General features: G+C 71.9%; 20 protein-coding genes. 13 read left to right on the top strand and 7 right to left on the bottom strand.

Annotation, left to right across the window (positions count from 1 at the left end; translation table 11 throughout):
• The first annotated feature begins 71 nt into the window (after positions 1–71).
• On the top strand, positions 72–650 hold the full coding sequence (locus IE118_RS27555; protein WP_189560778.1) for a dihydrofolate reductase family protein: 579 nt from the start codon (positions 72–74) through the stop codon (positions 648–650).
• On the opposite strand, the gene IE118_RS27560 is transcribed toward IE118_RS27555, so the two are convergent.
• Together IE118_RS27560 and IE118_RS27565 are read right to left on the bottom strand one after the other, a co-directional pair.
• Positions 632–1,342, bottom strand: coding sequence for a helix-turn-helix transcriptional regulator (locus IE118_RS27560; RefSeq protein ID WP_189560779.1), 711 nt, complete (start codon positions 1,340–1,342; stop codon positions 632–634). The genes IE118_RS27555 and IE118_RS27560 overlap by 19 nt on opposite strands.
• 104 nt (positions 1,343–1,446) lie before the next feature.
• Positions 1,447–2,226: an HAD family hydrolase gene (locus IE118_RS27565; RefSeq protein WP_189560780.1), complete on the bottom strand. Its 780-nt coding sequence runs from the start codon at positions 2,224–2,226 to the stop codon at positions 1,447–1,449.
• A 539-nt stretch (positions 2,227–2,765) separates the two neighbouring features.
• On the opposite strand from IE118_RS27565, the gene IE118_RS27570 reads away from it, so the two are divergent.
• From IE118_RS27570 to IE118_RS27595, 6 genes are all read left to right on the top strand, one after another.
• A complete protein-coding gene (locus tag IE118_RS27570) occupies positions 2,766–3,464 on the top strand; it encodes a ScbR family autoregulator-binding transcription factor (RefSeq protein WP_189560781.1) in 699 nt (232 codons plus the stop codon).
• A 58-nt stretch (positions 3,465–3,522) separates the two neighbouring features.
• Positions 3,523–3,990 carry an SAM-dependent methyltransferase gene (locus IE118_RS27575; RefSeq protein ID WP_189560782.1) on the top strand — a complete coding sequence of 156 codons (468 nt, stop codon included), beginning with the start codon at positions 3,523–3,525 and terminating at the stop codon, positions 3,988–3,990.
• A gap of 121 nt (positions 3,991–4,111) precedes the next feature.
• On the top strand, positions 4,112–5,143 hold the full coding sequence (locus IE118_RS27580; RefSeq protein ID WP_189560909.1) for a zinc-binding dehydrogenase: 1,032 nt from the start codon (positions 4,112–4,114) through the stop codon (positions 5,141–5,143).
• An 81-nt stretch (positions 5,144–5,224) separates the two neighbouring features.
• A complete protein-coding gene (locus IE118_RS27585) occupies positions 5,225–5,599 on the top strand; it encodes a transglycosylase family protein (protein WP_189560783.1) in 375 nt (124 codons plus the stop codon).
• 291 nt (positions 5,600–5,890) lie between these two features.
• Positions 5,891–6,427, top strand: a complete 537-nt coding sequence (locus tag IE118_RS27590; RefSeq protein ID WP_189560784.1) for a 2'-5' RNA ligase family protein — start codon at positions 5,891–5,893, stop codon at positions 6,425–6,427.
• Positions 6,428–6,608: 181 nt separating this feature from the next.
• A complete protein-coding gene (locus tag IE118_RS27595) occupies positions 6,609–7,640 on the top strand; it encodes an alpha/beta hydrolase (protein ID WP_373298321.1) in 1,032 nt (343 codons plus the stop codon).
• A gap of 21 nt (positions 7,641–7,661) precedes the next feature.
• Here the strand turns inward: IE118_RS27595 and IE118_RS27600 are convergent, their stop codons facing one another.
• On the bottom strand, positions 7,662–8,240 hold the full coding sequence (locus IE118_RS27600; protein WP_189560786.1) for a GNAT family N-acetyltransferase: 579 nt from the start codon (positions 8,238–8,240) through the stop codon (positions 7,662–7,664).
• 440 nt (positions 8,241–8,680) lie between these two features.
• On the opposite strand from IE118_RS27600, the gene IE118_RS27605 reads away from it, so the two are divergent.
• Positions 8,681–10,117 carry a serine/threonine-protein kinase gene (locus tag IE118_RS27605; protein ID WP_189560787.1) on the top strand — a complete coding sequence of 479 codons (1,437 nt, stop codon included), beginning with the start codon at positions 8,681–8,683 and terminating at the stop codon, positions 10,115–10,117.
• Between the two features lie 22 nt (positions 10,118–10,139).
• Here the strand turns inward: IE118_RS27605 and IE118_RS27610 are convergent, their stop codons facing one another.
• Positions 10,140–10,751: a DUF2867 domain-containing protein gene (locus IE118_RS27610; RefSeq protein WP_189560788.1), complete on the bottom strand. Its 612-nt coding sequence runs from the start codon at positions 10,749–10,751 to the stop codon at positions 10,140–10,142.
• 96 nt (positions 10,752–10,847) lie between these two features.
• Between IE118_RS27610 and IE118_RS27615 the strand changes: the two genes are divergently transcribed.
• From IE118_RS27615 to IE118_RS27625, 3 genes are all read left to right on the top strand, one after another.
• Positions 10,848–11,405: a TetR/AcrR family transcriptional regulator gene (locus IE118_RS27615; RefSeq protein WP_189560789.1), complete on the top strand. Its 558-nt coding sequence runs from the start codon at positions 10,848–10,850 to the stop codon at positions 11,403–11,405.
• Positions 11,406–11,508: 103 nt separating this feature from the next.
• Positions 11,509–12,561 carry a PP2C family protein-serine/threonine phosphatase gene (locus tag IE118_RS27620; RefSeq protein WP_229846951.1) on the top strand — a complete coding sequence of 351 codons (1,053 nt, stop codon included), beginning with the start codon at positions 11,509–11,511 and terminating at the stop codon, positions 12,559–12,561.
• Between the two features lie 306 nt (positions 12,562–12,867).
• Entirely contained in the window at positions 12,868–13,128 is a 261-nt protein-coding gene (locus IE118_RS27625; RefSeq protein WP_189560791.1) for an HU family DNA-binding protein, read from the top strand.
• Between the two features lie 42 nt (positions 13,129–13,170).
• Here IE118_RS27625 and IE118_RS27630 read toward each other — a convergent pair whose 3' ends face one another.
• Positions 13,171–13,749 carry a Dps family protein gene (locus IE118_RS27630; protein ID WP_189560792.1) on the bottom strand — a complete coding sequence of 193 codons (579 nt, stop codon included), beginning with the start codon at positions 13,747–13,749 and terminating at the stop codon, positions 13,171–13,173.
• Between the two features lie 207 nt (positions 13,750–13,956).
• Between IE118_RS27630 and IE118_RS27635 the strand changes: the two genes are divergently transcribed.
• Complete coding sequence (locus IE118_RS27635; RefSeq protein ID WP_229846952.1) at positions 13,957–14,835, top strand: ABC transporter substrate-binding protein; 879 nt, start codon at positions 13,957–13,959, stop codon at positions 14,833–14,835.
• Positions 14,836–14,896: 61 nt separating this feature from the next.
• On the opposite strand, the gene IE118_RS27640 is transcribed toward IE118_RS27635, so the two are convergent.
• Positions 14,897–17,662, bottom strand: a complete 2,766-nt coding sequence (locus IE118_RS27640; protein WP_373298320.1) for a SpoIIE family protein phosphatase — start codon at positions 17,660–17,662, stop codon at positions 14,897–14,899.
• A gap of 560 nt (positions 17,663–18,222) precedes the next feature.
• On the opposite strand from IE118_RS27640, the gene IE118_RS27645 reads away from it, so the two are divergent.
• Positions 18,223–19,113, top strand: a complete 891-nt coding sequence (locus tag IE118_RS27645; protein WP_229846953.1) for a LysR family transcriptional regulator — start codon at positions 18,223–18,225, stop codon at positions 19,111–19,113.
• A 46-nt stretch (positions 19,114–19,159) separates the two neighbouring features.
• On the opposite strand, the gene IE118_RS27650 is transcribed toward IE118_RS27645, so the two are convergent.
• A complete protein-coding gene (locus IE118_RS27650; RefSeq protein WP_189560794.1) occupies positions 19,160–20,740 on the bottom strand; it encodes an AMP-binding protein in 1,581 nt (526 codons plus the stop codon).
• Positions 20,741–20,748: the final 8 nt, after the last annotated feature.

Consider the following 20,748-nt stretch of genomic DNA (forward strand, 5'->3'; position numbering starts at 1 on the left):
TCCAAGACGGCCGCCGCGGCCGCGGCCTAGGGTGAGACCGGCAGTCCGCGAAGGCACAAGGAGACAGCACCATGCGTGACCTGGTCTACACCGGTTTCATGTCGCTCGACGGCGTCGTGGACTCGCCCGGCGGCGGTCCGGGGGAGGAGCACCGCAGCGGCGGCTGGGTGTTCAAGGACCTCGAGTTCGTCCCGGAGGCATGGTCGCTCAAGGGCGAGGAGCTCACCGACACCACGGCGCTGATGTTCGGCCGCCGCAGCTACGAGGCCTTCGCCCCGGTGTGGCCCGGATCGGAGGACCACGCCGGCTACAAGGAACTGCCCAAGTACGTGGTGTCGACCACGCTGAGCGACGACGATCTCGTCGACGGGTGGGGACCGACGACGATCCTGCGCTCGACCGAGGACGTCGCGGCGCTCAAGGACGGCGAGGGCGGCGCGATCTTCATCCACGGAAGCGCGGAACTGGCCCGGCGGCTGTCGGACGCCGGTCTGATCGACCAGTACAACCTGCTCGTCTTCCCCGTACTGCTCGGCGCGGGCAAGAGCCTGTTCGGCCGGGCCGACCGTGACAAGCAGATGCTCACCCTGCGGGAGTCGGAGAGCTACTCGAACGGCATCATGAAGATGATCTACGACGTCACCTGCTGAGCCACGTCCAGCCCGATCGCGCCGCCGGTGCCGTCACGCAGCTGCCCGGCGGTGCGTCCGACGTAGCGGCGCAACGCCCGGGCCAGGTGCGGTTCGTCGAAGTAGCCCAGACCGGCGGCGACATCGGCGGCCCGGTCGCCGGCGGCCAGCATCTCCGCCGCCGTACGGGCCCGCTCGGTATGCCTGATGCCGCCCCGCGTCAGGCCCGTCGCGGCGCGGAACCTCCGCTCGACCGTGCGCCCCGACGCAGCCGGGCCGTGACCGCCCAGGACCTCGGCGACGAGCTGGTCCCGGACCAGGATCCCGGCCCGGACGAGCCGCTCGACCAGCGCTTCCGCGTCGTCGGGGCCGGGCGTCGGCCAGCGCGCCCCGTCCAGCCGGAAGGCCCGTCGCGTGGTGTCGGGGAGGACGATGCCGCCGTCGACCAGCGCCGCTGTGGGGACGGCTCGCAACGACGTCCCGACGGCGAGCTCGATGCCCGTGAAGGTCGCGCCCTCCGGCACCGGTGCCGTCCCGGCCCGCGTCCCGGGACCGGTGACGTCCGCGTGAGCCCTGCCGTCCTGCTCCCAGAACACCAGGCCCAGGCGCACCCCCGCGACGGAGGTCATCGCCGTGACCCGCTCGCTCGCGCAGGTCCACACGGCGTCGACCCAGGGCGAGTCGGAGCGGCGCGTCTCGAACCGCAGTCCCACGGGAAGCAGGATACCGACCGACCGGAGACGCCGCCCACCTGAGCGCCGGTACCCGCGGGCAGTCCCCCCGGTGTCGCTCCGGAGCGAAAGCACGGCAGCAACTCCTAGAGTGAGTCCCCGCGTTGGTGATCCGGTACGGTGCCCGACGACGCGCCTGCCGGCCAGCCCCGCATCCACTCCTGCACCTCCGGGCCGTCCAGCGCCGTCACCCAGGCATTGGCGTGCCCGGTGTCGTCACCGTCCGGCAGCGGCCCCACGCCGAGCACCCGCAGGCCGGCACGCCATGCCGACTCGACCCCCGTGAGGGAGTCCTCGACGGCCAGCGCGGCTCCGGGGAGGACTCCGCACAGACGCGCCGCGGTGGCGTACACGTCGGGCCACGGTTTGGGCCGTACCACCTGCGGACGCTCGCCGTCCCGTGGTGGTGCGTCCGGCTCCTCCGGCGGCACCGTGGGCACGACGACGTGGCCGAAGTGCCGGCGCAGTCCGGCGCGGCCGAGGCTCTCCTCCACCACCTCCAGCGGGCAGTTGCTGGCCACGGCCAGCGGCAGCCGTCCGGAGAGCGCGCGCACGAACTCGGAGGCGCCCGGCATCGTCAGGGGGTCCTCCGACACCAGGGCCAGGAAGTGCCCGAGCAGCGCCGCGGTGAGTTCCACGGCCAGCTCGGGCTTGTTCGTCTCCTCGGCCATCAGGCGGCCGCAGTCGACGTAGTGCACGCCTTTGGCGCGCTCGGCGAATCCCGGCGGAGGCAGCAGCCCGAACTCGCGGAAGGCACGGTTACGCGCATCCTGCCAATGACGTTCCGTGTCCATCAGCGTGCCGTCACAGTCGAAGACGACGGCCTCGGGCGACCAGTTCGACAGGGTTCGGAGCGTCGGCGTCATGGTGGCCTCCTGGGGGAAGAAGACGCGGTCACGTGCGTGGCCGGACCGCGGTGGCAAGGCGGGGTGAGGCGGTGTGGCCTCCGATGACGGGCCGCGGGGAAAGTCGCCGTTCCCGCGACGGTTCCACCGGCAAGGCGGCTCGCATTCCAGGGCATCAGCCGCAAAGAGAAAACATTGCGACGGCTACGATATTTAGGCCCGGAAAAGGGACGCAATCACCACATCGAGTACTCGACCATCGGACGGTCAGGGTGTAAGCGGCCACTGCGGACAACTGCTCGTGAGTCCTCAGACGTGGTGTCACCGGCCGCTGCGTGCAACCGAGTTGTGGAATGTGTGCGCGGCAGAGAACCGGACGCCGTCCTGCGGTGACGGCGTCGTCGGGCGAATCGGTAACGACCCCTGAGAAGCCAATTACCACTCGCGGGTGTTCAGACTCGAAAGAAATGTTCAATTACCGCGCGAGGCTGCCCTTCGATTGCTCCAGGCGTACGCGGGCGCACTACATTCTGGGTCGTTCACTACGGAGCCGAGCTGAGGTGCACGAGATCTTGCAGGAACGGGCCAGAGCAACCCGCCGATCCCTCCTGGAGGCAGCCGCCTGCCTCTTCGCCCAGCACGGCTACGCGGGCACGAGCGTCAACGACATAAGCGCCCGGTCCGGACGAACCAGCGGATCCGTCTACTTCCACTACGCCAGCAAGGAAGGCATCGCCCTGGCCGTCGTCCAGGACGGCTTCGCCACCTGGCCGGGCCTCCTCACGCGCTACGCCGACCGGAACGTGCCGCCACTGGAGCGCCTCGTCGCGCTGAGCTACGACATCGCCCGCGCCCTCGCCGAGGACTCCCTGACACGTGCGGGCGCCCGCCTCTGGGCGGAACGCCACACCATCAACGCGGATCTTCCCGACCCCTTCGTCCTCTGGACGACCGCGGCCACCCGTCTGCTCGCCGAAGCCCGGGCCGGGGGGCAGCTGGCCGCCGGCGTCCGTCCGGCCCCCACCGCCCGCACCCTGGTCCGGTCCTTCTTCGGATTCTGCACCCTCACGGAGGCACTGGAGGGCCCCGCCGCTCTGACCGGCCGCCTCTCCGACTGGTGGCAGCTGATGCTGCCCTCACTCCGACGCGATCCGCGCTCCGCCGGTGAGCGGCCGGTGCGGCCGACGCCTGCCGACGGCGGTCAGCCGAGTGCCGAACCGCTCCCGTCACTGCAGCCCGCCGGCGAAACCCCCCGATGACGCCGACCCGACGCCGCGAGGAGGGCCCCGAGGAGGGGCGCGAGGATAGCCTCTGGCCATGCCGAGCTTCGAGATCACGCCGATAGGTACGGTCCGGAACGATCGGACGGATGTCCGGCACACGGACAACTGGGGCGCCGTCCGCAGCACGATCACCGTCGACGAGCGCTTCGGAGGGGCCTGCCTCCAGGGCCTGGAGGGCTTCTCCCACGTGGAGGTCCTCTTCGTCTTCGACCAGTTCCCGGAGCAGGACGACTACCGCGAACCCCGCCCTTACCGCGGTCGTCCCGACCTGCCACCCGTCGGTGTCTTCGCCGGTCGCGGCCCCCGCAGACCCAACCGCATCGGCGTGACGACCTGCGCCGTCGAATCGGTTCACGGCCGCGAACTGACCGTGCTGGGCCTCGACGCCGTCTCCGGCACCCCGGTCATCGACCTCAAGCCGGCGATGAGGGAGTTCCACCCGGAGCACATCAGGCAGCCGCACTGGATCAGCCGTCTGATGTCGGAATACTTCCAGCCGTAGGAGAAACCCCTACGGTCGGGAACCACCCCGCAGCGACGCGGCCGACGACCCGGTCGGCGGCCGCGCGGGGCGAGGGCACCCCGTCCGTGAGGAGGCGCGAGTGGCGGCTGTACCCGAGTTGATGCGTGCGGTCCGGATCAGGGCGCACGGCGGGCCGGAGAACCTCGAGTCGGTCGACGTGGCCGTGCCCGCGCCGCAGCCGGGCGAGGTGCTGGTCGAGGTCAGTGCCGTGGCGCTGAACAACACCGACCTGTGGACCCGGGAGGGCGCCTACGGCAGTCCGGACGATCCGCAGGCGCTGTCGGGCTGGCGGGGGCCGGTCGACTTCCCGCGCATCCAGGGCGCCGACGTGGCCGGCACCGTCGTGGCGCTCGGCGCCGGTGTGGAGCCGCGGCTTCTCGGCTGCCGCGTGGTCGTGGACCCCGCGATCTATGACGCCGAAGGGCCGCACGCGAACCCGGTGGGCCTGATGGGGAGCGAACGCGACGGAGGATACGCCGAGTACGTGACCGCACCGGTGGAACGCGTGCACGACATGACGCGTTCCCCCCTCACGGACGACCAACTGGCCGCGCTGCCGACGGCCTACGGCACGGCGCTGGGCATGATCGAGCGGGGCCGGCTGCGGAAGGGCGAGACGGTCCTCGTCTCGGGAGCGTCCGGCGGGGTCGGCCTCGCGTCGGTGCAGATCGCCGGTGCGCGGGGAGCGCGGGTGCTGGCCATCAGCAGCGGCACCAAGACCGACGCGGTGCGCGCGGCGGGCGCGGACGAAGTCCTCGACCGCACGGGGGACTTGATCGGGCAAGTCCGCGCCGCCGCCCCCGGCGGGATCGACGTCGTGCTCGACGTCGTCGCCGGGAGAACGGTCGCCGACGGTCTGCCGCTGCTGCGGGAAGGGGGACGTTGGGTCGTCGCCGGCGCCCTCGGCGGTCACGACGTGGCCTTCGACGTGCGCCGCCTCTACCTGCACAACACGCAGGTGATCGGCTCCTCGATGCACACCCCCGCACACTTCGCCCTGCTCATGGACATGGCCCGCCGGGCCGAGGTCCGGCCCGTCATCGCGGCGGCGTTCCCCCTGGACCAGGCCGCGCGGGCGCAGGAACAACTCGCCACCAGGAGACACGTGGGCAAGATCGTCCTGCACCCGTGAGCGGTTTTCTGTCCCCCGTCTGGTGGAGGGAGGCGACCGCCTGCGTGGTGCCGCCCCCCGTCGTGCCGTAACAGTGTCTGCATGACTAGCAGCGAAAGCGCATGTGCGAAGACCGGGGGCAAGGCGTCCGGTGGCCGGGTCCGTGCTGCCCTGGTGGTCCTGTTCACCGTGGCCGCGCTCGGCACCGCCACGCAACAGGCGGTGGCTTCCCAGCCGTTGGCCCCGAGAGCCGACTGGGACGCCATCGCCCAGTGCGAGTCCGGCGGCAACTGGAAGGCGAACACCGGCAACGGCCACTACGGCGGCCTGCAGTTCACCCAGTCGAGCTGGAAGGCGGCCGGTGGCCTCAAGTACGCGCCCCGCGCCGACCTGGCCACCCGCGCGGAGCAGATCGCGGTCGCCGAGCGTCTCGCGGACCTCCAGGGCATGTCGGCCTGGTCCTGCGCGGGAGCCTGAGCCTCACCCTAAACCTGAGCTTGAGAGTGATCTGAGGGTTTGTCGCACCCCGACCGCACTCCGCCCGCGCCCCGCAGGGCCGAGAGGCGAGTGCCCATGGCGGTTGCCCGGAAGGCTGCCGCCACGAGCCGCTTGGCCCGCGGCCTGCCGGAGCGGTGCGACGCGGACGGGTTTCCGTAGTGACCCTGCCCGCAGTCGTGGTCAGCAGCACCGGACGTACCGGGGACTGCGCGACGACACGGCCGCCCTGCCGTCGCCTGCTCACTCACCGAGCGCCGGTAGGCTGCGCCGGTGCGCACGGTCGAGCTCCTGTTGGACGAAGCGGCGGAGCTGGCGGTCCGGGAGGCCTGGCGGCGCCTCGCGGACGCCGGGCTGCCCAGTCAGGCACGCCACCGTTCACCGACCAACAGCCCGCACCTGACCCTGGCCACCTGCCCGGAGCTGACCGCCCCGATTCGCTGGGAACTCGCCGAGGTGGCCGCCGCTCTGCCGCTACCGGTGCGCTTCACCGGCGTCGTCCGCTTCGAGCGGCCCACCTCGGTCCTGGCCTGGTCGCTGGAGCTCGACGCCGGGCTGGCCGGTCTGCACCGCCGGGTGTGGGAGGCGGTGGCCTCGGACAGCCCGCCCGGAACCCTCAACCCCTTCCACGCCCCCGGGCGCTGGAGCCCTCACGTCACCCTCGGCCGCACCCGCCGGCCCGGTGCCTTCGCCGGCCGCCGGGTCCCCGAACTGCTGCCGGCGCCGCCGCTGTCGGTCCGGCTCACCACCCTGCGCAGCTTCGACACGGAGACCGGCGCCCTGGAGGTGCTGGAGCCTACCGACGGGTGATCTCAGATGCACCAGTTCACTGTCGGTGAACGGGAACGGGAACGGGAACGGGAACGCGGCACAGTAGGCCGCCGGGCCTCCCGGCGCCGACGGCGACGGCCGGAACGCGGCCACACCCCGCCCTCTCCTGAGTTTTTGCCGGACCGGCAAAGCCCATCGCGTGGGGCGGGAGCCGGACTGCATGATCGACGGACACCCGCGTCCCCCGCGAACCGAGGAGAGGCCCGTGCGGACCGAGACGAACACCGAGCTGCGCCACCGCACCGTCGAAGCCCCGGCCGGGCGCCTGCACCTCGTCGAGCAGGGCACCGGACCACTGGTCCTGCTCGTGCACGGCTTCCCCGAGTCCTGGTACTCCTGGCGTCACCAGCTCCCCGCCCTCGCGGCCGCCGGTTACCGGGCGGCGGCGATCGACGTGCGCGGCTACGGCCGCTCCTCCAAGCCTCCGGCGGTCGAGGCCTACCGGATGCTCGACCTGGTGGCGGACAACGTCGCCGTGGTGCGCGCCCTGGGTGAGGACAGCGCGGTGGTGGTCGGCCACGACTGGGGTTCGAACATCGCCGCCGCCTCCGCTCTGCTCCACCCCGACGTCTTCCGCGCCGTCGGCCTGCTCAGCGTCCCCTACGCGCCGCCCGGCGGCCCCCGCCCCACCGACGTCTTCGACCGGATCGGCGGCCCGGAGCAGGAGTTCTACGTCTCCTACTTCCAGGAGCCCGGCCGCGCCGAGTCGGAGATCGAGCCCGACGTCCGTGGCTGGCTCGCGGGCCTCTACGCGGCCCTGTCCGCCGACACCATGCCCGCCCACGGCGAGCCGGACCCGCACTTCGTGGCCCGCGGCGGCCGGATGCGCGACCGTTTCCCCGCGGGCACTCTCCCGGCCTGGCTGACGGAGCGGGACCTCGACGTCTACGCCGGGGAGTTCGAGCGCACCGGGACGACCGGCGCGCTCAACCGCTACCGCAACATGGACCGCGACTGGGAAGACCTCGCCCCGCACCGGGGAGCCCCGATCAAGCAGCCGTCCCTGTTCATCGGCGGCGCCCTGGACGCCTCCACCACCTGGATGTCCGACGCCATCGACGCCTACCCCACCACCCTCCCCGGCCTGTCGGCCTCCCACCTCCTGGACGACTGCGGCCACTGGGTGCAGCAGGAGCGCCCCGGCCAGGTCAACCGCCTGCTGACCGACTGGCTCGGTACCCTCCGGGGCTGACGAGGTGCCGGGCGACGGCACTCACCGGGTGGGAACCGGCCCGGCCGACGGCTGCCACTCCCGCCTGAGCAGCCCGTAGACCCATGAGTCGGAGACCTCGCCGTCGACGACGCAGTCCTCGCGCAGCGTCCCCTCCCGCACGAAGCCGAGCTTCTCCAGCACCCGGGCGGAAGCCGCGTTGCGCGTATCGGCCTCGGCCTGCACGCGATTGAGGTCCAGCGTGTCGAACGCCCACCCCAGCAGGGCGCGCGCGGCCTCGGTCGCGTAGCCCCGGCCCCACGTCGCGTCGTCGTAGCAGTAACCGAGCGAGGCGCTGCGGAAGTCCGGATTCCAGCTGTTCAGGGTGCACCAGCCGATGAACGCCCCGTCGGAGACACGATCCACGGCCCATCGCGCCCCGGTGCCCTCCTGCTCCATCCGCCGGCATATGGCGATGAACCGCTCGGCGCGCGAGCGTTCGGTCCACGGTGGCGAGTCCCAGTAGCGCAGGATGCGGGCGCTGCTGTGCAGGGCGAAGAGGTCGTCCGCGTCCGCGTCGTCGAACGCGCGCAGCCGAAGACGAGCGGTGCGCAACGAGGGGGTGGGCAGCGACGCCCTCATGGTCCCTCCCTGGTCGGTGACCGACCCATCAGACAGTCCGACGCGGTGCGTCCGCAACGGGTTTCCCCGCGGGCCGGGAGGCGTGCGCCCCGGCCGGGCGGTCTGAGGTGGGCCGGTGCGGCAGGCCGTGGGGGAGCGGCCCCACCGAAGTGATCACGGGTGCGGCCGTCCACGGGTGACGCGCCGACACCACCGTGCCCTGGGTCGGCGTACTCCCCGTCGGCCCGTCCCACGGTGGTCCCGCAGCCGCTGGCCCGCACGCCGCTGACGGTGACTCAAGTGCGCCGGGCGATGTCCTTCGCGCGGCGGTGTCACAGGCCGCGGCTGCGACCGGCTCGGCGATCGCAGGCGTCGCCCGTCCTCAACCGGGTACGCGTGACCGGCAACCCGTCGGGAACGAGCGCCTGTACGGATTCCTCTTCGAAGCAGTGGGAGATGAAATGAGGCTCCGCGAGTCGGCCGTGGCACTGGCCACCCGGTGTTATGCCGATGTAGTGGCCGGGCGGTACCGCCTGGACGCGGTCATCGGCTCGGGTGGCGCCGCCGACGTCCACCGGGGTCTCGACCTGCGTCTGCGACGACCGGTGGCCGTCAAGATGTTCCGGCCCGGCGCCGACGGCGACATGGAGGCGCGCTTCCGCGGCGAGGCGCTCATCCTGGCCAGGCTGCAGCACCCGGGGCTCGTCACCGTGTACGACGCCGGACAGCACAACAACCGCGCCTATCTGGTCATGCAGCTGATCGAGGGCCCCACGCTCAGAGCCCGCATCGCCGAAGGCCCTCTGTCTCCGGCGGAGACGGCCGCGCTCGGCGCCGGACTGGCCAACGCACTGGCCCACGCACACGAGGCGGACGTCATTCACCGTGACGTGAAGCCGTCCAACATCATCCTGGATCCGTCCGGGCAGCCCCACCTCACCGACTTCGGCATATCCCAGCTGATCGGTGCGACCACCCACACCGCCACGGGCACGCTCATCGGCACGGCCGCCTATCTGTCCCCCGAGCAGGTACTCGGCCAGCCCGTCAGCCAGGCGGTCGACATCTACGCCCTCGGTCTCGTCCTGCTCGAATGCCTCACCGGCAGGCTCGAGTACGGCGGTGGCCCCCTGGAGGCCGCGATCGCACGGCTGCACCGTCGGCCCGAACTGCCCGACTCCCTGCCCGAGGACTTCGCGGACCTGCTGCGGAACATGACCGCGCTGGACGACGGGAAGCGCCCGTCGGCACATGAGTGCGCCAGGGCACTGGCCGCGCTGGCCGGTGCGGCGAGGCCCATGTCCGTCCCGTCCGCCGCGCGGATCCTGAACGCAGCACCGCGCCCGCGACCGGCGCGGGACGCCGAACCCACGCACCGGAACCCGCTGCCCGCGGCCGGCCCGGCCAGGCCGGGAACCACGGCCTCACGGCGCCACGCCCTGGTGGCCGGCGGAGCCGCCGCGCTCGCTGCCGTCCTGACCACGGCCCTCGCCGTCTCCGACAGTTCCTCCCACCAGGCGCCCGGCGCGAAGGCCCCGCAGGCCGCGGGCCGCCACTCGGCGCCGGCCGACCCGCCGCAGACCGCCGCCGAGAGCAGGGACACCACACCGGTGGCACCCTCCTCGTCCCTCCCCGGCGCCCCGTCCGAGGCCCCCCGTGACGCGGCGTCCGAGCGTGATCCGGGCTCCGCCGCGGCGCAACCGAGCCGGAAACCGGCCACCGACGCGGCCGCACGTGGCACCGCTGTCCCGACGTCGCACCCCGGTTCGCGCGGCACTCCGGGCGGCCCGTCCAAGGATTCCGCCGACCTGAGGAACGAGACCGGACCTCGGGCGTTCCACGCACCGCCCGGCAAGCCCGCGACGCCCGGTGAGAACCGGAACAGGGGGCGACGGTGACCGACAGGGGACGCGCACACGGTCAGTCGCGTGACGCCCTGCGCGCGGCGTTCTCCCGCCACTCCCGGCCGATCGACCGCAGCAGCGCCGGGTAGACGCCCAGGTAGCGGAACGGTTTGATGCCCAGCATGTACAGCGAGCCGAGCCGGCCGTTCGGCTTGACCAGCACGGCCATCTGGCCGCGGTAGCCGCCGTCCCCGTCGGGGACCCAGCCGATGTGCATCACCCCGTGCATGGTCTTGTTGGCGTACTCGGTGGCCCACTCGTCGTGTGTCTGGAAGACCGACGTGAAGGGTGCGGTGCCGAGGTCGGGCCCCCGCGGGCCGTCGCGCAGGTCGTCCGGCAGCCGATCGCGCAGCGTCGCCACCCGGCCGCCGACCCCCGAGTCCGGCTTGTCCCAGCCGAGGAGCGCGCCCAGCTTCCAGCGCACCGCGAAGAGGAAGCGGCCCACCGGGTTGCCGCCGTCCGGTCCGTCCTTGCCGTCCGCCATCTGCTGGACCAGGTGGTGCAGGTCGTCGGGGCCGCCCGGTGTCGGCAGGGCCCACAGATCCTCCAGCCGGAAGTCGTCGGCCACCTCGTGGATCCGCCAGGGGCGGGAGGTGTGGTCGGTGGCGGGAAGGCGCAGGTCGCTCATGGCAGGCCCCTGTCTATACGGTGGCGTATAGATCGAGCATAGACCTTCTATACGGTTCCGTATACTCGGCTCCTGGCGCATGGAGGGAGTCGAGGTATGGGTGCGATCCGGACCCCGCGGGACAAGTGGATCGAGGAAGGCCTGCGGGCGCTCGCCGCCGGCGGCCCTGAGGGCGTCCGGGTGGAAGTCCTCGCCCAGGCGCTGGGCGTCAGCAAGGGCGGCTTCTACGGCTACTTCCGCAACCGCTCCGCCCTCCTGGAGGAGATGCTCGCCACCTGGGAGCGCGGGGTCACCGAGGACGTCATCGAGCGGATCGAGCGCGACCCGGGCGACGCCCGCGAGCGGCTCGGGCGCCTCTTCGACTACGTGGGCTCGGCCGCGACCCCCGTGACCGACGCCGGGGTCGAACTGGCGATCCGCGACTGGGCGCGGCGTGACGAGGCCGTCGCACGCTGCCTCCGCCGGGCCGACAACCGGCGCATGGACTACCTGCGGGCGCTCTACGGAGCCTTCTGTCCCGACGCGGACGACGTCGAGGCCCGCTGTCTGATCACTTTCTCGCTGCGCATCGGCGACCACCTCATCGCCGCGGACGACGGCCCGCGCAGTCGCGCCGAGGTCCTCGCCGCGGTCAGGAACAGGTTGCTGAGCTAGGCAACCGACCCGGTGCCCGTATTGTCCGGATAAGATCCTGTGTGTGATTCAGTCAGGAAGGCTCCGGCGCCGCCCTCGTCCCCGCGGCGGCCAGCGGGAAGCCGTGCTGCTGTCACCCGTGCTCGTCACCATCCTCGTCACCGGGCTTGCGGCCTCCACACCGAGGGAGATCGCCTTCAGCCGCCTGCTGCCCGCGGCACCCGCCCTCGCCGCCGCGCTGTGGCCCGTGCTTCCGACGGTCCTGCTGGGGACGTTCTGCCTGCTGGTCATGATCGGCCTCAGCTTCATCTACTCCGATCTGGGGACGCCGTACACGGCCGCCGCGATCGTCGCCGTCACCTTGGCGGCCGCGTACGCGAGCCATCTGCGACTCCAGCGCGAGGAGACGCTCTTCGCGGTCCGGCTCGTCGCCGACGCGGCGCAGCAGGTGCTGCTGCGGCCGCTGCCTCACCTGATCCGCAGCATCGAGATCGAGTCGCTGTACCTGGCGGCCCAGGAACAGGCACGGATCGGTGGCGACTTCTACGAGGCGGCCGACACGCCCTACGGCGTCCGCCTGCTCATCGGCGACGTACGCGGCAAGGGCCTGTCGGCGGTGGGTGCCGCTTCGGCAGTGATCAACTGCTTCCGGGAGAACGCGTACGACCAGCCCGACCTCAGGGCCGTCATCCGGCGGATCCAGAGCACCGTGTCCCGTTACAGCGCCAGTGTCCCCGCCGACGATCAGATCGAGCACTTCGCGACCGCCCTGATCGTCGAGATCCCGCACGGCGGCAGACACATCAGCATCCTGAACTGCGGGCATCCGCCCCCGGTGTTCCTGCGCGGCGAGGAGGTCCAGGTCCTCGAGCCCACCCTCACCTCGACCCCCCTCAACCTCTCCGCCCTCCTCGGAGACCACTACCACGTGGACACCGTCGCCTTCGCGCCGGGCGACCAAATGCTGCTCTACACCGACGGCGTGACGGAGACCCGCGACCGGGCGGGCGAGTTCTTCCCGCTGGCGGACTGGGCGCGCCGGCACCACCAGGCGCCGCCCCGCGACCTGCTGGACCGGCTCCACGCGGACCTGTTCCACTACGCGCGCGGCAGGCTCGACGACGACATCGCGGCCCTCGCCGTGCGGTACCGGCACAGCGGTGTTCCGGAGCGGTAGCGCGGCGAACGGAGGCGGGCCGGATGCCGCCGGCCCGCGAGCGCCGGCGGCACCGCGACCGGCACCCGGAGCACGGGTGTGCCCCGAGCGGACCTGCCCGCTGGCGGGGCTGTCGTGCTCGGGATGGAGTGGGCGATGTGCCCGCTGACCCTCTCCGCGAGGTGTTCGGCGCGGCTCCCGCCCGGGGCGCCGCCCTCCCGGGACCGGAGCGGTCGCCGTCCGCGCCGTCCGCCCCTCGGACGGGGCGGCGAGCGGCGGAACGCGGTGACGGGAACGCCGTCACACACTGACCCGGAAGGGGAAGCCATGGACAAGAACGCCCTGGTCGAAGCCGCCGCACGCCGAACCGCGGACGCGGATCGGCAACTGGCGGCGGAGCAGGTGGAGCGGGTGGTCGACGCGCTCTTCGGCACCGTGGAGCACCCCGGCGTGATCGCCGAGGGGCTCAAGAGGGGCGAGACCGTCACGGTGCTCGGCTTCGGTGCCTTCCATCTCGACGACCAGGACCGCGCCACCCTGCGGCCGGGCCAGGCGCTGAACGAGTACGTCAGCGGCGCCGTCGGCTGACCATCCACGGCAGGGGACGGGCCGCGGCCCGTCCCGTCCCGGTCAGGGCTGCTCGCGCGCCTGGTCCGCCGCCTGTCCCGCGGCGCCGCTCTCCGTGGTGGCGCCCCGGGTGCTGAGCCTGCCGCCGCTGGACTCCAGGTGGGCGCGGACGAACCACTGGAACAGCTCCAGGCCCCGCAACTGCTCGATGAGCATGTCCTGGGTGACCGGGTCGAGCGTCTCGGTGGCCTGCATGACCTCGCGGTGGTCCTTGATCACACCCGTGTAGACGAGGTCCAGGGCGCCGAGGTGCTCGATGGCTTCCGCCCGCCCGATCGAGTAGTCGTTCCAGGTGCGCTCGTCGACCAGGGCACCAGGGGTCCCCTTGGGCTCACCACCGAGGGTGGAGATCCGCTCGGCGATGTCGTCGGTCATGGACCGCACCTCGTCCACCTGGGGGTCGAGCATCTCATGGACCGCGATGAAGTGCGGGCCGACCACGTTCCAGTGGATGTGCTTCAGCGTCAGGTGAAGATCGTTCAGCGCGTGCAGGCGCGACTGCAGCATCGTCACGATCCGGCTGCTGTCCTGCGCGCTCAGACCCGGCACGGTGTACGCGAGGTCGGAACCCTGAGAGGGCACGGCGCTACTCCTCTGTTCGTCCTATGCGGCGATGAACACAAGAGCAGGCCCGGGGCGGTCCGTCGCGTGGCCGCGCCCGGCGGCCCGCGACTGTCACCGGAGCGGACCACCCCGCCGGGGCACGGGCCGCCCCCGGACTCAGGCGGTCACATCGCGCGGGGTGATTTATGGTGACGTCAGGAGCATGTCCCTACCGGAGGTGCAATGATGCGCGCCGCGGCAGCGATCGTCTCCGGGGCTGTCAGTGTGGCGCTCATCGCCGTGACGTCGGCGTGCGACCAGGGCGGGTCGGAGCCGCAGAACGTCCGTTACGGTGACTGCCCGATCTCAGGAAAGTACGGGGAGTTCGACCTGTCGCCCGAGACGGCGGGCGCCCTCACGGTCAAGACCACCCTGCCCGCCCCCGGCTGGTGGAACGGCGAAACGCCGGACGCCGTGAAGAGCGGATACGAGTACTGCATGGCGGCCAACATCGCCTACCGGTCCGGACTCGACCGGGTGACGGTGAAGAACGCCCCCTTCCCGGAGGTCGTCTCCGGCCGGACCACCGACTTCGATCTCGCCCTGGCACAGATCACGATCACCCCCGAACGGAGCAGGGTCGCCGCGTTCTCCCCGCCCTACCTCTCCTCGACCCTGGGACTGCTGATCAGGGACGGCGAGCAGATCGACGAGAACACCATCCGCGACGTCCGCATCGGCGTGGCCGAGGGCACCACGGGCGAGGAGTTCGTCGAGAACCGCATCGAGCCGACCAAGCCCGTGACCGCGTTCGCCAACGACCCGGAGCTGGTCACGGCGCTGGAGGAGGGGCGGATCGACGCGGTCGTCCACGACACGACGATCCTGCTGGCGTATCCCCAGAAGAAGGAGGACCGGGTGCGCCTCGTGGGCCAGTACAGGACCGGTCAGAGCTACGGCGCCCTGTACCCGAAGGGGGCACCCGACAAGGAGGAACTGGACCGCGTCATCAAGCAGCTGACCGACGACGGGACGCTCGCCAAACTGTCGGCCGTCTACCTCGGGGCCGCCTTCGGCCAGGATCCCGTCAAGATCCCGTACCTCACCGTCGATGACGGCTCCTGAACACCCCCGGACGGGCGCGCCTGTGAGGCAGGCGCCGGTCCCGTGGCCCCGCAGGCACCCCTCACAGGTCGGCCATCAGGAGACCGCCCAGGTCGCCGGCGGCCCCGGCGTCCAGCGCCTGCTCAGCCCAGATGATCTTCCCCCGGTCGGTGTACCGGGTGCCCCAGCGGCGTGACAGCTGCGCCACGAGGAACAGACCACGGCCCCCCTCGTCGGTGCTGGCCGCGCGGCGCAGGTGCGGGGAGGTGCTGGTGCCGTCGCCGACCTCGCAGATCAGACTGTCGCCGTCGCGCAGCAGCCGCAGGCTGATGGGGCTCGCCCCGTAACGGATGGCGTTGGTGACCAGTTCGCTGAGGATCAGCTCGGTCGTGAAGGCGGCCTCACCGAGCCCCCAGGACTCCAGCCTGCCGGTGGCCTCGGCCCGGATCCGGGAGACGGCGGCGGGGTCGTCGGGCACCTCCCACTCCGCGACCCGGTCCGGGTCCAGCAGCCGGGTCCGTGCCACGAGCAGGGCGATGTCGTCGGTCGACCCGTCGCGCAGCATCGCGTCGAGCACCGCACGGCAGGTGCCGTCCGGGGAGGCTCCGTCCGTACGGAGCAGGGCCTCCCGCAGCATGCCGAGCCCGATGTCGATGTCACGCCCCCGGGCCTCGACCAGCCCGTCGGTGTACAGGACCAGCCGGCTGTCGGCGGCCAGCCGGAGTTCGGCCGTCTCGACCGGCAGCCCTCCTCCCACGCCGAGCGGCGGGGCGACGGGGATGTCGGGGAAGGTCACGGAGCCGTCGGGTGAGACCAGCGCCGGGCCGGGGTGGCCGGCCCGGGCGAGGACACACCGGCCGGAGACCGGATCGTAGACGGCGTAGAGGCAGGTGGCGCCGGTGACGGTCTCGGTGTTCCCCTCGGCCGCCGCGTCCTGGTCGATCCGGGTGATCACATCGTCCAGGTGCGCGAGCAGCTCGTCCGGGGACAGGTCCAGTGACGCGAAGTTGTGCACCGCGGTTCTCAGGCGGCCCATCGTCGCGGCGGCGTGCAGTCCGTGCCCGACGACGTCGCCGACCACCAGGGCCACCCTGGCCCCCGGCAGCGGGATGACGTCGTACCAGTCGCCGCCCACCCCCGCCTGGGCGGGAAGGTACCGATGCCCTACCTCCAGGGCGGACAGCTCGGGGAACGTCCTGGGCAGCAGGCTGCGCTGGAGGGTGACAGCCGTGGTGTGCTCGCGGGTGTAGCGGCGCGCGTTGTCGATGCACACGGCCGCCCTCGTGGCGAGCTCCTCGGCGGGCGAGAGGTCGTCCGGCTCGAAGGGGTCCTGCTCCGAACGCCAGAACTCCACGACGCCGAGCAATTGCCCCCGGGCCCGGAGCGGCACGGAGATCATGGAGTGGATCCCGTAGTCGATGACCTTCCTGGTCTGCTCCGGGTCCTGGGCGCGCCATCCCTCGGCCATGGCGAGATGCGGCACCAGGACCGGACGGCCGGTGGTCATGCCCACGGACACGGGGTTGTCGGACACGTAGCGCAGGGGCGTCCCGACGGGATTGAGCGGCGCTTCCTCCCGGATGCCCGCGGCCGCGACGCGGCGCATCTCCGTACGCGCCCCCGTCGGCTCGTCACCGAGCAGGACGGGCTCGACCAACTCCACGGTGGCGAAGTCGGCGAAGTGCGGAACCGCCACCTCGGTCAGCTCCTCGGCGGTGCGCTTCATGTCCAGGGTCGTCCCGATCCGCGTACTCGCCTCGTACAGCAGCCGCAGGCGCCCGCCCGCCACCTCCGCCCGCCCCGCGAGGGCGCGCAGCTCCGTGGTGTCCCGCAGGGTGGCGACGACACCCCCCTTCGGCCCCACCGGCCGCAGACTGACCGCGAGCAGCAGGTCCCCGGCGAGGAAGACCTTGTCCGTGACCGCCCGGGCCGACTCCAGCAGCCCGGACAGGGCCGGGCTCAGCCCGAGCGCGGTGACCGGCTTGCCCTCGGCCTTCGGCGGCAGGGCGAGCAGCCGGCGCGCCTCGTCGTTGACCAGCAGCAGCCTCCCGTCGCCGTCCGTGATGATCACGCCTTCGCGCACCGCGTGCAGCACCGCGTCGTGATGCTCGTACATGCGGGTCATCTCCACCGGCAGCAGACCGCGGGTCTGGCGCCTCAGCCGCCCACTGACCAGCGCCGACCCGCCTGCGGCCAGGAGCAGCGCGACACCGCCGGCCGCGAACAGCACCGGGAGCTGGTGCTGCACCACACTGGTCACCTTGTCCACCGTGACCCCCACGGTGACGAGGCCGACCGCGGTGCCCTCCTCGTCGAAGACGGCCACCGTCGAATCGACGGCCTTCCCCAGACTGCTGTCGAACGTGGTCTGGTGGGGCTCACCTTCGAGCGCCTCGCCGTAGGAGGCGGAGACGTGCTCCCCGATCTGGTCCGGGTCCGGGTGGGTCCAGCGGAAACCGTAAGGGCTCAGCGCCACGACATAGTCGACGCCGGTCTTCTCGCGCACTGCCTCGGCATGGGGCTGAAGCGCCGCGGTCGGGTCGTCGCTCTGCATAGCCTCCGCCGTGCCCGGCGCCTTCGCGAACGACTCCGCCGCCACCAGCGACCGGTCACCGGCCTCCTGGATCGCGCTGTTGCGGTCCTGGATCACGAGGGCCACCACGGCCGTGACGATGAGCAGCAGCACCACCACCAGTTGCAGCAGGAAGACCTGACCCGCGACGCTGCGCGGATTCAGCATCGACAGGACGCGCCGGCCGGCCGAGCCGCGACGCCCCTTCGGGCCGGCTTCCGACGGCACCCGCTCGTCCCGCCGGCCCACCGGGACGTATTGCCGAAGCTTGCCCATTTGTCCAGTATCAGTGACCTACCCGGTGTGCGCGGCTCAGGACGGGCAGGCCCGGCCGGTCCGGTCAAGGGTCAGGACAAGGCCACCGCCTCCCACGGCCCACAGTGATGACCGGAGCGGGCACCTGCCCGCTCGTCACCGGGCGGGCCACGGATCGTCTCCTGCTCCGTCCCGAGCGGCGGCGAGGCGTGGGGGCAGGGCGCGTCGGCCTCCGGCCTGTCGAGTGCCTGGCTTGATTGGCGCCGCCTCCCGCACACCGGTTGCCGGCCGGGCCGCGGATTCCGCAGACCAGGTCCGGGATTCCGGTCCGCGACGCGGAGAAGGGCGGTGATCCGGTGCTTGCGTGCCCCCGCGCTCACTGCCCTCAGAATGGCGTGAAATCCGCCGTCGGCGAAAAGGCTCCTCCCCGTGAAGGCGCATACCAAACACATTGATGAGGGACAAGGGGGCCGCTACGCTCGCCGACATCGCGATCACTTGTATGCAATCCGTGACCGCAAGGACAGGACGGCGCAGCCAGCAAAGGGACCGGCGTCGGCGCCGGCTCGTTCTTCAATGGGTTGACCACCACGGGGGACCATGTGGACACGCGGCATCTCGAGGCATTTCTGGGCGCCGTGGACGCCGGCAGCGTCACACGGGCGGCGAGCCTGCTGCAGGTGACCCAGCCCACGGTGACCAACCGCATCAAGGCGTTGGAGCGGTGGCTCGGTGCGACCCTGCTGGAACGCCTGCCGGGCGGTGTCAGGCCGACGACGGCAGGCCACTCCATCGTCGCACCGGCCCGTGAGATCGTGCGGCTCAGCGGACGTGTCCGGCGCATCGCGGAGACCTCGCTCCGGCCGCAGGGAAGACTGTGCGTGGGGGCGTCGGAAAGCCTCATCAACCACCGACTGCTCCCGTTGATCGAGTACTTGCTCCTGCGTTATCCGGACATGGATGTCTCGCTGCGGCTGTCCACTCCGCAGGGAGCGCTCGCCATGCTGCGCAACGGGCAGATGGACTGCGTGTTCATGATAGGAAGCGGCCCCTCGGACGAGGACGAGGATCTGGAGCACCGCGATCTCTGCCCCGAACCCTTCGCCCTGGTGGCCGGGGGACGACCGGGCACCCGTGCGGCGGTGTCGTCGATGCTCGTCACGGCCGACATCGATGTCCGTCACTGCGGCGGTCTGCTGAACGAGGCCGAGGCGACCCTGAAGGCGGGAAGGACGCTGAAACTCGATTCCATCACCGCGGTGAAGCGCATGGCGGAGAGCGGCATCGGCGTGGGACTGCTTCCCGAGGTGTCCGTGGCCGAGGACATCGCCGACGGCCGGCTCCGCAAGGTCGTCGACTGGTTACCCGCCACCTCCACCCACACCCGGGCCCTGTGGCGGCGCGGTGACGTCGGGCACCCGGTCCTCGACGCCGTGCTGAAGGCCGCCTCCGACGTGGTCAGCGCGCACTGAACGGACTCCGGGCCCCGCTGCCGGAGCCACGGAGCCCGTGCACCGGTCAGGCAGCGTCCGTGAGGAGCTGGGCGAGGAGTCGCCGGTGGTCCGTCTTGCCGTGCTGGTTGACGGGGAGATCCGCCACCAGGCGCACCACACTGGGTGCCATGTACGCGGGCATCGACCGCAGACAGAACGCCAGCAGGTCACTCTCGGCCGTGCCGGCCCCACTGTCGGCCGGCACGACGAACGCGCTCAACTCGGTGCTGCCGTCCGACCCCTGGTACGCCACGACGGCCGCCTCCCGCACCTGGGGATGGGCCAGCAGCCGTCGCTGCACCTCCGCCGGCTCCACCCGGTTGCCCCGGATCTGCACCTGGGAGTCCCGCCTCCCGCAGAAGTGCAGCGCGCCGTCGGCGGACCGGAAGGCCAGGTCGCCGGTCCGCAACAGGAGCTGCCCGGAGCGGGGCTCCAGCGGGTCCCTGACGAGGACCGCGTCCGTGGCTTCGGCGTCCCCCCAGTAGCCGGTCATCAGCGCCGGGCTGCGCAGGTACATCTCGCCGACGACGCCCTCTTCCCTTACGGGAGCCCCCTCGGGGTCCAGCAGGAGGATGTCGGTGCCCCGGTGGCCGTTGCCGATGGACAGATGCGCGGCGTCACCGGGCAGTGGATCGGGGACCTCGGCGAAACTGGCCGCCATGGATTCCGTGGCTCCGTAGCAGTTGACCAGACGGATGCCGGGCCGCAGGCGCTGGAGGTGGCGCAGTTCCCCCAGCGGGAACTCCTCCCCGCAGAAGAGCACTCCCCGCAGATCGGGCAGGCCGGCGAGCTGGTCGGGGATGTGGCGCAGCGACTGCCGCCAGATGGACGGCACCCCGTTGACCTGGGTGGCGCGGGTGGCACGCAGCACCTTGAGGAATCTCGTCGGCCAGCGCAACAGGGCCCGGGGGACGGGGACGACCGCGGCCCCGCTGCCCAGTGCCATGCCGATGTCCAGCAGTGAGAAGTCGAACTGGAGCGGAGAGGTCGACGCCACCCGGTCGCCCACCGACACGAACTCCTCGGCGAGCATGCCCCGGTAGAAGGCGACGACGGCACGGTGGCTCATCACGACGCCCTTGGGCCGGCCGGTGGTGCCGGAGGTGAAGATGATGTAGGCGATGTCGCCCGGCGTCACGGCGTGCCGCAGCCGCTCACGGCGCAGGGGTGGACGCGGCACCTCGATGCGGCCCGCGCCGAACCGGCCGTGCCCCACCGCCGCCGCGGGGCCCCCGGCGGCGCTCAGGCACAGCAGGGGCTCCGCCAGCCGCTCGATCGTCTCGCGCCGTTCGGCCGGCGTCTCCGGGCTGACCGGGACGAAGGGCAGACCGCGCGAGGAACACGCCAGCACGAGGGCGAGGGCCTCGGCGGACGTGTCGGAGACGATCATGACGCGGTCGCCGATCCGCAGGCCGAAACGGTCCAGTTCGGCGGCGTACCGCTCGGCGGCCGCGCGCAGGGCGCCGAAGGTCGTCACCTGTTCCGTGCCGTCGGCGTACTCCACCACGGCGGGATGGTCGGGGTGCGTGGCCGCGGCGGCCAGGAGGAACTCGTCGAAGCGTTCCTCGGGCCGGTGGGTCACCGCAGGGACGGAAGTCGCTGGCATGGTCTCTC

The sequence above is a fragment of the Streptomyces pilosus genome, from assembly GCF_014649835.1.
Classification (GTDB): Bacteria; Actinomycetota; Actinomycetes; order Streptomycetales; family Streptomycetaceae; genus Streptomyces; species Streptomyces pilosus.